At 65.3% G+C, this 13,350-nt stretch carries 10 protein-coding genes; 5 read left to right on the top strand and 5 right to left on the bottom strand.

Annotated features, from left to right (window positions below):
• Nucleotides 1-291 precede the first annotated feature (291 nt).
• The gene (locus PQB87_RS30405; protein ID WP_489243168.1) at nt 292-1,131 is read right to left on the bottom strand and encodes a helix-turn-helix transcriptional regulator; all 840 of its coding nucleotides are present in this window, start codon (nt 1,129-1,131) and stop codon (nt 292-294) included.
• 95 nt (nt 1,132-1,226) lie between these two features.
• On the opposite strand from PQB87_RS30405, the gene PQB87_RS30400 reads away from it, so the two are divergent.
• Nucleotides 1,227-2,120 carry an SDR family oxidoreductase gene (locus PQB87_RS30400; RefSeq protein ID WP_060317093.1) on the top strand — a complete coding sequence of 298 codons (894 nt, stop codon included), beginning with the start codon at nt 1,227-1,229 and terminating at the stop codon, nt 2,118-2,120.
• Nucleotides 2,121-2,330: 210 nt separating this feature from the next.
• Here the strand turns inward: PQB87_RS30400 and PQB87_RS30395 are convergent, their stop codons facing one another.
• Together PQB87_RS30395 and PQB87_RS30390 are read right to left on the bottom strand one after the other, a co-directional pair.
• Nucleotides 2,331-3,710 (bottom strand): FAD-containing oxidoreductase, encoded by a 1,380-nt coding sequence (locus PQB87_RS30395; protein WP_489243167.1) that lies wholly within the window; start codon nt 3,708-3,710, stop codon nt 2,331-2,333.
• A gap of 219 nt (nt 3,711-3,929) precedes the next feature.
• Nucleotides 3,930-4,286 carry a hypothetical protein gene (locus PQB87_RS30390; protein ID WP_146756260.1) on the bottom strand — a complete coding sequence of 119 codons (357 nt, stop codon included), beginning with the start codon at nt 4,284-4,286 and terminating at the stop codon, nt 3,930-3,932.
• Nucleotides 4,287-4,498: 212 nt separating this feature from the next.
• Here PQB87_RS30390 and PQB87_RS30385 point away from each other — a divergent pair, with 212 nt between their 5' ends.
• Nucleotides 4,499-6,976, top strand: coding sequence for a phage tail family protein (locus tag PQB87_RS30385; RefSeq protein WP_233342680.1), 2,478 nt, complete (start codon nt 4,499-4,501; stop codon nt 6,974-6,976).
• Nucleotides 6,977-7,049: 73 nt separating this feature from the next.
• The gene (locus PQB87_RS30380) at nt 7,050-9,344 is read left to right on the top strand and encodes a Hint domain-containing protein (RefSeq protein ID WP_060065088.1); all 2,295 of its coding nucleotides are present in this window, start codon (nt 7,050-7,052) and stop codon (nt 9,342-9,344) included.
• A 107-nt stretch (nt 9,345-9,451) separates the two neighbouring features.
• Here PQB87_RS30380 and PQB87_RS30375 read toward each other — a convergent pair whose 3' ends face one another.
• Nucleotides 9,452-10,030, bottom strand: a complete 579-nt coding sequence (locus PQB87_RS30375; RefSeq protein WP_111939090.1) for a hypothetical protein — start codon at nt 10,028-10,030, stop codon at nt 9,452-9,454.
• Nucleotides 10,031-10,312: 282 nt separating this feature from the next.
• Between PQB87_RS30375 and PQB87_RS30370 the strand changes: the two genes are divergently transcribed.
• Complete coding sequence (locus PQB87_RS30370; protein WP_489243166.1) at nt 10,313-10,951, top strand: LysE family translocator; 639 nt, start codon at nt 10,313-10,315, stop codon at nt 10,949-10,951.
• Between the two features lie 79 nt (nt 10,952-11,030).
• Here PQB87_RS30370 and PQB87_RS30365 read toward each other — a convergent pair whose 3' ends face one another.
• The gene (locus PQB87_RS30365; protein ID WP_489243165.1) at nt 11,031-12,242 is read right to left on the bottom strand and encodes a DUF1444 domain-containing protein; all 1,212 of its coding nucleotides are present in this window, start codon (nt 12,240-12,242) and stop codon (nt 11,031-11,033) included.
• Nucleotides 12,243-12,579: 337 nt separating this feature from the next.
• Here PQB87_RS30365 and PQB87_RS30360 point away from each other — a divergent pair, with 337 nt between their 5' ends.
• Entirely contained in the window at nt 12,580-13,341 is a 762-nt protein-coding gene (locus PQB87_RS30360; protein ID WP_489243164.1) for a DUF3348 domain-containing protein, read from the top strand.
• Nucleotides 13,342-13,350: the final 9 nt, after the last annotated feature.

The raw sequence follows: 13,350 nt of genomic DNA, 5'->3' as shown, positions 1-13,350 counted from the left end.
GCTCCAGGGAGGGGCCGGTGGCCCTGTGATGCGATGCCGAAAGGGTAAGCGCGTGTTACGCCAGGTGAAAATTAAATATTCGACTGGGGATCAGTGCGGAATGCGATGGCCACGCGTAGTGAGCTTGCCGTCGGTCGTCGAGGCTCGATTGGCTTTGGCGTTGGCGGTGTCGCCTGTCAGAACGCGGGATCGCCGCCCCGAGGCTGACAATCGACGCGCCGATAGTGACGGCGCGTCGCACAATCAAGGAGATTCGTCGTTTATCGAAGAGGGCGATTGTTACGCGAATCGCTAGATTTCGAATTTCTCGCGGGCCGCGACAAGCGCCCGAATGCGCGCGCGATCGTCCGCCGTCTCCGGCGTAAAGATCACGAGCGTCTGGTCGGGCCTGCCGCTCACGGCGAACGCCGCGTATTCGAGCGCGATTCGCCCGACGGCGGGATGGTGGATCTCCTTGGTCCCTTCCTCGTGCGAGCGAATATCGTGGTCGCGCCACAGCGCGTCGAACTCGGCGCTCGTCGCGCGCATCTCGTCCACGAATGCCTGCACGGCCTGCGTTGCGCCGCCGCGCGCGACGTCGGCGCGAAACGCGCCCACCGCGAACTGCGCGACGCGTGCCCAATTCGCCTGCACGCCGCGCACGTGCGGATCGACGAAGATGAGCCGCAGGATGTTGCGCCGTTCCGGCGATAGCGTCGCGTAGTCGGTCAGCGTCGCGGCCGCCGCGTTGTTCCACGCGACGACGTCCCACGTCGCCGAGCGCACGATCGCGGGGCTCGCGTCGAGCGAATCGAGCACGTTTTGCACGCGCGGCGACACGTGGTCGGTCGCGTGATAGCGCACCTCCGGCGGATGGCCGACACCGATCAGGAACAGGTGCTCGCGTTCGGCGTCGTTCAGCAGCAGTGCGCGGGCGAGCCGGTCGAGCACGTCGGCCGACGGTGCGCCGCCGCGCCCCTGTTCGAGCCACGTGTACCACGCGGCACTCACGTGCGCGCGCTGCGCGACTTCCTCGCGTCGCAGGCCCGGCGTGCGGCGCCGCGTGGCCGGCAACCCGAGCGCGGCCGGGTCGAGTTTCTCGCGGCGGTCCCGCAGGTACGCGCCGAGCAGGTTGTCGGGGGCGTCAGCCATATCCTGTTAGTTCGTTTACCGGTAAACCGTCACGACTTCACCGCGAGCGGCCGTCGACAGATAGTAAGCCTCCATGCCATCCGGAGGTACTGAACATGCGTGTCTTTGTTACTGGAGCGTCGGGATTCGTCGGCTCTGCCGTGGTTGCCGAACTCGTGGCCGCCGGGCACTCGGTGCTCGGTCTCGCGCGGTCCGACGCGGCGGCCGCGTCGGTTGCGGCGGCGGGTGCCGACGTCCATCGCGGGTCGCTGGAGGACCTCGACAGCCTCACGCGCGGCGCCGAAGCCGCCGATGCGGTGATCCACACGGGATTCAATCACGACTTCTCGCGCTTCGCGCAGAACTGCGAACTCGACCGTCGCGCGATCGAGACGATCGGCGCGGCACTCGCGGGCTCGGCGCGGCCGCTGGTCGTCACGTCGGGCCTCGCGCTCGTCGCGCCCGGCCGTGCGGCGACGGAAGACGATCCGCACGTGCCGGTGTCGTCGGTCTATCCGCGTGCGTCGGAAGCGGCCGCGGTCGCGCTGGAGGCGAGCGGCGTACACGCATCGGTCGTGCGTCTGCCGCCGTCCGTGCACGGCGACGGCGATCACGCCTTCGTGCCGCGCCTGATCGCGTTCGCGAGGGAGAAGGGGGTATCGGCCTTCGTCGGCGATGGCGGCAACCGCTGGCCTGCCGTGCACCGGCTCGATGCGGCGCGCGTGTACCGGCTCGCGGTCGAACGCGGCGCGGCCGGCGCGCGTTATCACGCGGTCGACGATACGGGCGTGCCGTTCCGCGACATCGCGGACGTGATCGGCCGTCGGCTCGACGTGCCGGTCGTCGCGAAAACGGCGGCCGAAGCCGGCGAGCACTTCGGCTGGTTCGCGATGTTCGCGGGAATGGATGCGCCGGCAACGAGCGAGCGCACGCGCGCATCGCTCGGCTGGGCACCGACGCAGCCGGGGCTGCTGGCCGATATCGACCGGCCGCGGTATTTCGAAGGCTGAGCGGGCGGCGGTCGTGCGGCCGCCTGCAACGGCCGCGCCCGCCGCCTTCGCGACACCCTTCAGACCGCGACGACGATCTTCCCGGCCTGCACGCCGGTTTCCCCGTATCGATGCGCGTGCACGATGTCGTCGAACGCGAGCGCGAGCGCGAACGCGAACGTGCGATCGATCACCGGCTTCAGCGTGCGCGGCCGCCCGCCGGGTCGCGCGTCATTCGACCGGATGCAGATCCTGGAGCAGCGTCGGCACGAGCTCCGACACGGTCGGATGGATGTGCATCGCGCGACTGATCGTCGTGTACGGCGCGCCCGCGGCCATCACGTCGAGCATCCCGTGCACGACTTCATCGCCCGTCACGCCGAGGATCGTCGCGCCGAGGATCGCATGGCTGTCCGCGTCGACGATCACCTTCATGAACCCGAGGCTTTCGCCTTTTTCCACCGCGCGGCCGACGCGGGTCATCGGGCGCGTGCCGACGAGCAGCCGGCGGCCCGTCTGCTTCGCTTCCGCGAGCGTCATGCCGATGCGGCCGAGTGGCGGATCGACATACATCGCGTACGCCGTGATGCGGTCGGACACCTTGCGCGGATCGTTATCGAGCATGTTGGCCGCGACGATCTCGTAGTCGTTGTACGCGGTATGCGTGAACGCGCCGCGCCCGTTGCAGTCGCCGAGCGCCCAGATGCCGGGCACGTTCGTGCGCAACTGCTCGTCGACTTCGATATAGCCGCGCGCATCGGTCGCGACACCCGCACGGTCGAGCCCGAGATCGTCGGTATTCGGCACGCGTCCGACCGCGAGCAGCAGGTGCGAGCCCGCGACCTCGCGGCCGCCGCCCGCGCAGTCGAGGCCGACCGCGATGCCGTCACCGTCGCGCCGTGCGCTCAGGCAGGTCGCATCGAGCTGCACGTCGATCCCTTCGCCTTCGAGGATCTCGCGCACGGCCTGCGACACGTCTTCGTCCTCGCGTCGGATCAGGCGGGGGCCTTTCTCGACGATCGTGACCCGCGACCCGAAGCGGCGATACATCTGGCCGAATTCGAGCCCGACGTAGCTGCCGCCGACGATCACGAGGTGCGCGGGCAGGAAGTCGACGTCCATCATCGTCGAGTTGGTCAGGTACGGCACCGTGTCGAGGCCCGGCATCGCGGGCACCTGCGCGCGCCCGCCGACGTTGATGAAGATGCGTTCCGCCTCGAGCAGCGCGTCGCCCACGCGCACCGCATCGGCGCGCTCGAAGCGGGCGTGACCCTGGAACACGGTGGTGTTCGCGAGCCCGCGCACCCACTGCTCGACACCGTGGTTCGAGCGGCCGGAGATCTGGTCCTTGCGCGCCTTCACGGCTTTCATGTCGACGGTGACGGGGCCGCCGACCGACACGCCGTATTCGCCGGCCCGCCGCGCGAGGTGCGCGGCGTACGCGCTCGCGATCAGCGTCTTGGTCGGGATGCAGCCGGTGTTCACGCAGGTGCCGCCGAAGCGGCTGCGCTCGATGATCGCGACCTTCATTCCGGCGGCGGACAGCCGCGCGGCGAGTGGCGGCCCGGCTTGCCCGGTGCCGATGACGATCGCGTCGAAGTGTTGCGTCATGACGTCCTCCTGTGCAGGTGCAGCGAGGGAAGGGGCGGGCGCAGGGTGTATGCCGTGCCGGCGGTCGCCCGACGGGCGACGAGCGCCTATGGTAGACCTGTTGACGGGGCGTCGCGAGCGGTCCCGATTCGCGTGATGCGTCCCTGCATCGATCGCCCGGGGCGGCGGGGTGTCAATTCTTCGACCGCCCGGCTTTCTTTCGCGTTGGCGCGGCCTTGCTCACGCCGACTGGAACAAACGGCCACTCGAAGTGTTCACGCCGACTGCAAATCGAGCCGGGCAATCAACCTGTCCTGCCTGTTTTTCAGGCAGGGTGTCGAGGGATGATAGCGATGACGACGATTGGCAAGGTGCGGCGGATGTTTGAAATTCAGTTTCCGGAAATGCATGAATCATCCAGACCGTTGCCATAATCGTGACGCTCGCATCAACGCATGACGATTCGCATGGGGAAATGCATTTCGCGACGACTTCGATTGACTTTTTCTCGGCACGATACAACAATTGCCCGGACATTCCGTTCCGCATAATTGCGACAATTAAATAATCGAGGATGGATTCAAACGAGGGTTCCACGGGGTGCCCTTCCTTTGTCTTGCCCGCCTTTCTCGAGTCGCCTTCCGACTCCCCTGATTTCCAGATTTCTGAAAAAGCAGCATTGATTCACGCGTATGTTTCGACGCAAAACCTCGACGGGTTTTTGCGTCGTTCCCGTGAGTGCGACTGAAACATCGCGAGGGACGGTTGCGCGCACGTCATTTGCCACTTCACAATGAAGGAGAGCTGCAATGTTTCTCACGAGAGTCGAGCATTCGTTAAGTGACTGCAAGTGCGCCCATCAGAATATCTACGAAACCGAGATCTACGACGGCACGTCATGGGTCGCGCATGGGCAGATGGTTGTTCTGGAAGACGCGGTGACCCACAACGGTGTGCATGCGCACAATATCGGGTACAACGGTTCCAACCATTCATTGGTATTGCAGGGCGGCACCGGTCGGCAACGCTATAACGCTCGCTTGAATCTGACGGAATGCGGCTCGGCCTTCGTGGGAACGCTGGCGGTTGCGGGTGACGCACCTCAGGCAATCCGGGGCGTTGCGCTCGCGAATGTCTTCGACACGAAACGGTATCTCAGACCCAAACCGAAAACCAAAGACGATCCGGCTGTCAAATGCGATCCGAATGCACCGTCTGTTGCCTGGGATCAATTCAGCATCAAGGCGCAGTGGATTGACAATGTTCTGACCGTTACCTATTTACTGGGCCACGTCGATGTCAGCAACCGGGTTCGCGTCACAGCCGTCGATCGCCAAAAAGGCGAGACCACGCTGGAGATGGTTCCTCAACTTGATCCACCAGGACCGCAAGACAGCTTCGTTATCACGCTTTACTCCGGAAACCGAACCTTTGGCGGCGAATACACGTCTGACGACGAAGAAGCGTATTGCTGGTTCGGCAGTTCCACGCCATCGATATCCGAGCAGCGGTCCAGGGTTTTCGCGGAAGTGCGCGAGGGTGCTGCGGCGCTGGCAACGACTGCGCACATCTCGACGCCTCTCGAAGGCGATGCCGCCACGCGCACGCTGCAGGATCTCGATAACATATCGTCACTGACTGTCGTCACCGACAAGGACGGCAACCGGATGACCATCGATCACGCGCAGACGACCTGCGGCGGATACTTCAACAAATGCCTGGTCAACGCGCTGGACAGCAAGTGGATTGAAGGGATATACGGGCATGCCTATTTGCTTCCGGGCGGCGTCCAGAAAGTATTCAACGACAAGAAGAGCTTTTTCCAGAAGAAGGCGGTCCTCGGCACCGGGCAAATGCTGTACGACAACCTGGGCACCAGTCCGACTTACGCCGACCTGATAAAGCGCATCAAGGGCGATGCGATGAAGCAGAGCTGGAAATCGCTGGGCGATACCAAGGGCGGCGACAAAGACGAGAGCCTCGCGTACCAGGAGGCGAGCAACGCGCTCTACATCGAGGGCTATCGCGACGGCGTTCCGGAAATGCAACCGTACTTGCAGGACAACCCCAAGAAGTGGGCAGCGGACTACTTCGCATGGCTCTCGGACGAGGCCAACCTGTTGACCTGGTCGATCCAGGTCGCCAGCAAGATGTTCGATAACGTCCGCCAGCGCATGTACGAGTGGTACGTGAAATTGCAGGTTCTGGATCCGGACAGCAATTACGGCCAGCGTTTCATGACCATCGCTTATGCGGCGCTGCTCGGTGTCAATTACTCGAAGTCACGTTGGTCCGACGATCTGAAACCATTCCTCACGAGCCTCATCGAGCAAGCGATCGCCGGCAAGGTCGATCCGACACTCATGGATCAGATCCAGCAACAAGCGGCGTTGGAAAATCAGGAACTGCTCAAGACGCTGATCACGACAACGGATTCGATTCACAATCTGGTGGACGGCATCGCCGCCGCGATTACCGAGTACCAATTGAAGAAGGGAAACCAGCCCCTATCACGGATCGCGCAGGATCCCGAGCTGCAGGGAATGATCGGTCAAAGGCTGGACGGCCAGCAATACAAGGCATGGGGCGAGCTCTCGAGGAAAGGCAAAGTCGGCGGCGTGTTGACAGTCGTGTTTTACGGCGCCTCGGCTGGATACCTTATTTACTCGCTTGCCGACAACCCCGGCAGGCCACTTACACCGAAGGAAATCATCGAGAAAATCAATCTCGGCTTGCTTGCGCTCGCGACATTGGTCAAGGGCGTGCAGAAGATGATGTCCATCGGCGTTGGAAGATTTCTCGAGAATTTTTCCAAGGCAGCGGAAGGCGGGGCGTTTCGCGCTTTCGCCGGAGACATTGCCACATGGTTCAAGGCGGGCGGGAAGATCGTTCCCGAGGGCAAACTCGGGAAAGCATTCGTGACCATTTTCGGAGAGAGCAGCGCCGAATTCATGGCACGGCGAATCGGGCCGGCGTTGGCCGTCGTCGGTATGATCCTGTCGTCCTTCATGCTTTACGACGCAATCAAATCGGGCGCGGTGAGGGAGATTGTCTTTGAAGCGTTGAATACGTTTTTTGCGCTGGCGGACGTCGTGTTCATCGGACTCGAGTTGTTCAGCGTCGGCTGGGCAGGGCCGGTGGGTCTCGCCATTGCAGTGGTCGGCGTCATTGTCATCCTCGTGCAGTTCATCTGGAACCTGATCGAACCGCCTACCCCGGCACCGGATCCGATCACCGAGTTCGTCAATGGCCCGATGGTCAACCAAGGGTTCGCGGTTTCCGCGTAACGGCAAGTGTCGAGCCCCCGCACGGCGGCTCGACCCCCACTCTCTTTCAATCGCACGTTGCCAGGAGATTGCCTTGCTGCTTACCGTTCAACGATCCGCGATTCGGCTGAGCGGGTCTTCCGACTCGGCTCCCGACTCCGTTATCGAGCAATTGGTCAACTTACTGCCTGACTACAGCGGTGGCCGCCGTCTGCATGCGCTCCTGGTCAATCGGCTGAAGGGAGCGTTGCCCGGCAATTATTCACAGATATTCGGAACGGGGCCGTCGTTTCGCAGCATTTTCTTTGCCGATTACCAACCGGATCCACTGCTGCCGCTCATGTCCGACATGGGTCTCGATGACGGCTGGTGGGCGAATTTCTCTGTCGCGGTACTGTGCCAGTCGATTCAGGATCTTGGCAGTCGGATTCGAGGGCAAATGAGAGCGGACAAAATCAATCATGACGTCGCCTCGTTCAACGCGACGGTGCGCGGCCGCTGCGCGCGGCCCTACGCACGCGTCCTCGCAGCCAGTTTTCCGCCGTTGATCAATCTGTTGAATCAGGTCGACCATGCAACGGCCAGGCAGCAGTTTCACGACGCGTTGCTCGGCAACGTCATCAATCGGCAGCTGTGGTACCAGGCGGGTATGTGGACAAGCCCGGATTGGGAGATGTTCAACCAATATGCGAAATACATCGCATTAGGCGCGGATGACGCCCAAGTGGATGCATTGATCGATGAACTGACTGCAGCGGGCCTGCCGATCCCGCCACAGGTCAATCGCAGCAACTGGCGAGGCTATGCCGAAGCACTGCGCGACAAACCCGATATCGACCTCGACGATGTCGGCGGCGATACGGCGAAACCCATTCAGGAAACCACTTATCTTCCCAGCTATGGTCGAGGCATGCCCGCACGGATGCCGAATGGCAACTGCTATGAGTTCACCGCCGGTGGTCAGCCGGGAAGTCCCTTTCGGGCTCCGCCAAGCAGTTGCTGCTTTACCGGCGACACGGAAGTCCTCTCGGGGGCTGGGGTTCCGGTGCCGCTGAATCAGGTAAAACCGGGCGATACCGTGATGACGCGCGACGGTGCGGCTGTCGTGGCTTTTGTCGCGCGACCTCAACTCGGCGAACGGAAACTCTATCGGATCAACGGCGGTGGCCCCGTGTTTACCGATACGCATCCTTTCCTGAATGCGTCCGCATCCGATTCCCGTGCAATGGCCCCCGCGATTCTTGCCGCCGATCCCGCACATCTGGCCTGGATGGTACCGACACTGAGCGAAGACGGCATAGGAAAACTGACCACGGGATGTGTGCTGACCGGCCGTCGTCCCGAGTCAAGCGAGTCGTTTCCGGTGGACGTGACCACGGTAGAGCCGGTGCCTCGGGGAACTGGCGACGACTACTTGTACGACCTGAATCTTCTTGTCACGACAGGCGCCAGACAAGAATTCTGGGCCGGCAAGGACGGCCGGTTCTATCTCGTGTCGCCGGAATTCCCCGTGCTGGCTCAGGCGGGCGCGGCTGCCGTCGCGGTGGTTGCCGCGCTAGAGGGGCTGATTGCTGCGGGCGGCCCGACGCTCTCCGGTTGGCCGGTGACAACGCGGGAACTCGTGCATCGATTTGGCGCGGCGATTTTCGATGCCGGGCTCGACGCAGCACTTCGCACGGTGCCCTCGTTTGGCTCGCCGACGCCCGTGCGGCCACTATTCGAGCGGATCGACAAGCTGTATCGGGATCTCGGTTCGGTCGACGTCGTCGGCGCCAGTGCGATCGCGGCATTCTTCGACGGATTCATGTCCACCATTGTCACGTGGCTGACGGCATCGGTGGCATTGGGCTGGAGAAAACCGGCCGAGCCCTCCGGCGAGATCGTCGTGGTCACGATATTTGATATGGCGCTGGCGCCCGGCACGCCTGTCCAGACCGCCAGCCAAATCCGGATGGAAGTTCGCGCGCAAGGACAGAGCGAATCCGCATCCGCGATGATGTGGAACCGCAGCGGCAGGGCGAACACCCGTTTTCATCACTATTTCGATCAGTTGATTCACCTCGACAGAGCCAAACTGGGCGCGACGGGCGGCCTGACTTTCGCGGTCGTGATGGATGGCGCCTCCGTTCCGGCGTTGTCAGGTGCGGCTCCCCTCGTCATCGGCGATCGAGCCCATTGCTTCCAGTCGGCACAGCTTTTCGACGCGGCCGGGGCGGCCGTCGGCACGATCCGATTCGATACTCGCTTGCTGACGCGGCGGACGGCCGAGGACGAATTGGCACACAGCGGTCTTTGGACAGAGGAGGCAGCCCTGGCATATTCCAACGCGCTCGGGACAGCTATGATCGCGCCGATACTCACGACGCTCGAAGGCTTGGCCGGCAGATGATGAGGTTCCTGGATTGCTGATGCTGTCCGTTCCAGAGCGGAACGTGGGCAGAGCGCGCAGGCGAGCGCGCCGGGCATGCAGTCGACCTTCCGCTGTTCGCGCCGTTCTCAGTCCTTGCGTTGCCACTGACCGAACGACACCGGCCGGTGCGCGTCGGCGCGCGTGACGGTGACGTGATCGGGCTGGTCGTCGAGCGGAAACGATTCGGTGACGATCCGGTTCGAAAACACCCAGCCATGCGTGTGCGGGTCGTAGCGGAACGTCACGTAGTCGGTCCAGTGCTGTCCGCACGCGACGAAGTTCTGCACGGTGAAATAGCGGCCTTTCACCGCGAAGCCGTTGTCGGCGGCATCGTCGGGATCGAACGGATCGCACTGGCCGCCTTCGTTCGCGCGCAGCACGACCTGGTCGTTGCGCGCGGCGAGCCGGAACGCGTGATCGGCCTGCTCCTCGAAGATCAGCAGCGGGCGCGGCGACGGCTGCTCGCGCGTATCGACCGCCCGGTGCACGACGACGAGGAAGCTGTGCCGTCCGTTGTCGAGATCCGGCCCGGCTTGCGCGAGCAGCGGCTGGTAGCCGGCCGGCAGCTGCGCGGCGATCGACTTCGGCAGGTCGGCCGCGCGGGCGTCGGGCGAAAGCACGGCGAGCAGCGAGGCGAGCACGATGGGCAGGTGGAAAACGCGCATGACGGGGTGTCCGGTCGAAAAGAGGAAGAGGGTGGCCGATCGCGCGGGGCGACGAATCCCGCCCGGGAAACGCGGTGCCCGGCACCGGATTGAGCGCGACGGGCGGCGCGGATCTCGATCATGGCGGGCGGCGCGAATGGTGCGAATGGCGGGAAAGAGGGCCAGCATAGCAGCGCCACGCGGCTTTCGGCCATGTGCAAAGCGTGCCAGAATCGGCGGCTCGACCGTCGGACACGACACGCAGGCGCCGGCGCTTCGGCGTCGCTCGACAAGGAGACTTCGATGAGCGCATCGGCTGCCGTACTCGCGATCCTGGCCGCGCTGTTTCTCGGCGCGATGATTCCGGGCCCGAGCTTCGTGCTGGTTGCCCGCAATGCGATCGGGCTGTCGCGCCGCGACGGGCTGGCCACCGCGCTCGGCATGGGCATCGGCGGCATCGTGTTCGGCGGCGTCGCGCTGGCCGGGCTCTATACGCTGCTGCAGGCCGTCGAATGGCTGTACGTGGGCCTCAAGGTGGCGGGCGGCGCGTACCTGATCTACATGGCGTCGAAGATCTGGCGCGGCGCCGACCGGCCGATCGCGATGGACGATCCGCGGGCGATGGGCGGCGGCAGCGCGCGCAAGTCGTTCTGGACGGGCCTCACGACCCAGCTCAGCAACCCGAAGACGGCGATCTGGTACGGCAGCATCTTCGCGGCGCTGCTCCCGCAGCATCCGCCGCTGTGGTGCTATCTGGCGCTGCCGCCGCTCGTGTTCGGCGTCGAGTTCGGCTGGTACACGATCGTCGCGCTGTGCTTCTCCACGCGCCGGCCGCGCGAGCTCTACCTGCGCGCGAAGAAGTGGGTCGACCGCGTCGCGGCCGGCGCGATCACGCTGCTCGGGCTGCGGCTGATCCTGAACGCGCCGAAAGCGGGAATCTGAGCGCTTCCATTCCTGATCTGCATCGCACGGCGGCCGGCCATTCCAGCGGCCGGCAGCCGGCGCGCACCGCGCGTCGGCATCAGGCTTCGCTGAACCGCTCCAGCAGCGCCGCGAACCGCGTGTCGTCGGGAAACCCCTTCACTTCATAACGCACCGGGCGATGCCCGGTGGCCGTCATCAGGTCGCCGCACGTGTTCAGCAGCTCGGCCATCGGCACGTAGGCCGACTGTCCGGTCGACTCGCGATGGAGCGCGACGATATCCGTCTCGGGCAGCAGCGTGTGTACGCCGTCGCTCCATACGCCGACGCTGAACAGGCTGCCGTCCTGGCGCTTGTACACCGAGTAGGTCGCCACGAAAACGTCGGTGCCGTCGCGTTCATGCACGTCGTCGAGGAGCATCCGCTGATCCTGGTAGTCGCCCGCCAGCTCGCCGACGCGCAGCGCGGCCAGCTTCGTTTCGAGCCCTTCCGGCACGAAACGCCGCCACGCGGTGCCGTCCCAGCGCAGCATCAGCGGCGGCAGCGGGCGCGGCTGCGCCTGCGCCTGTTCGGCGAGGTCGACCATGGCGGCGAGCCCGGCCGGATTGCGGTCGCCGGTGAGCAGCAGCACCGCGCGGTTCGGTGCCATCACGACCGGCGCGCCGGCGATCGGCTGCCGGTGGAGCAGGTCGGTCAGCAGCAGCCGCGCCGCGTCGTAGGAATCGTTGAATTGCGACAGGAACACCCCGTTCGGCAGCGCGGCCCACGGCGCCGACGATTCGGCCCGCAGGTTGTCGATCGCGATCTCGCATGCGTCGTCGAACGAGATGCCCCATTCGTCGAGCGTCGAGGTCGGCAGGCGCGCGATGTTGAACTCGCCGTCGTACGCGATGCCGATCTCGATGTTCTCGCACAGCGGCCGGAATGCCAGTTCCGTTACGCCGGGCTGCCCGGCCAGTTGCAGCGCGGTCACGCCGCGCTCGGTCGCGCTGCGGATCACGGGCCGCAGCTTCGCGCGTGCCGCGGCGAAATCCTCGGGGATCTCGTGCTGCATCATCGCGCTCGCCTGCCGTTTCAGCACGGTGTCGCGCTCGGACGGCTTCGCGGCCGCGTAGTCGCGGAACAGGTTGTGCAGGTTGATGATGGTCGACGGAGCATCCGACTGGACGAGACAGCCCTTCTCGTCCTCGTGGCGCCAGGTGCGCGTGTCGCCCGATGCGCGCAGCGTGGCGATCAGGCGTTCGGCGAAGGCCTGCGGGGTCGGCGGTTTGCCGAAACGGTCGCGCAGGCGCGTGACGAGGTTGGCAAGCATCGTGTGCGGTCGGGCCGGGCCCGTTTGTTGTCGTTGTGGGTCGGTGGCACCCGGTCTCGGGGGCGCAGCCCGCGGCCGGCACGCGTGGCCCGACGGGTGCTGCGATGGTAGCGCAACGCGGCGGGTATCGGCGGCCCGAATTCGCAACCGGCGGGCGACGCGGCGGCGGGCAAGGGCGGCAGAACCGTCGCCGCAGCAACCCCCGGCCGGCCGCCAAGCCTTGTGTGGCGGGCGTTCGCGAGTGCCGCACGCGCCACCGGGGGGCGGCGTTTCCCCGATTCTGGCGGTCGACCTCCCGGCGACGTGTAAACTGCTGCCTTTTTTGACGGTTTGCAGCATGGTGCAAGCACCTCCGCGCCCGGCGCTGAGCGGCCCGGCGCTCGTCCGGCTGCTCGCGCGCCTGGCCGATGCCGACGTCGCGGAATCCCGGCAGACGCTGTCCGACCGGCTGAGCCAGTGGCTCGGCTGGACCGACGCGATCACGCTGTCGTCCGCGCTGAATGCGAGCCCGCCCGGCGTCGCGGCCGGCGTGCGCGGCTACGACGCCGAGCGCGACTGCGCACGCGTGCGCCACGAGCTCGCGCAGGCGATCACGGCCACCAACCGGCCGCGTGCGCGGCGCCGGCCCGGCGATCCGCCGCCGCCGGCCGCCGACACGGCCGATTTCGCGGACTTCCGCCAGCGTTACCTGTCCCTGCAGCAGGACATGGAAACGGCGATCGGCCAGTTGCGTGGCCGCCTGCGGGTCGCGCTCGCCGCGTGCTCGTCCGGGATGGCGCGGCTCGCGACGCTCGACGCGATCATGGAGCGCGTGCTCGGCGCGCGCGAGCGCAGCCTGCTGTCGGCCGTGCCCGCGCTGCTCGGTACGCGCTTCGGGCGGCTGCGCGACGCGGAGCGGCAGGCGCTGGCCGATGCCGAAGCCGCGGCCGATCCCGCCGATGACGGCGCGGCGATCGTCAACAGCCCGGCCGTCGCGGCGATCGTGCCAGGCGCATGGCTCGATACGTTTCGCGACGAGATGCAAAGCATCCTGCTTGCCGAACTCGAAGTCCGGTTCCAAACGGTAGACGGGCTGCTCGCGGCCCTTCGCACCTGCTAATCAACACGC

This window comes from Burkholderia sp. KL41 (assembly GCF_057005415.2).
The sequence above is the reverse complement of the archived record's forward strand: the minus strand, read 5'-3'. Positions and strand labels throughout refer to the sequence as shown.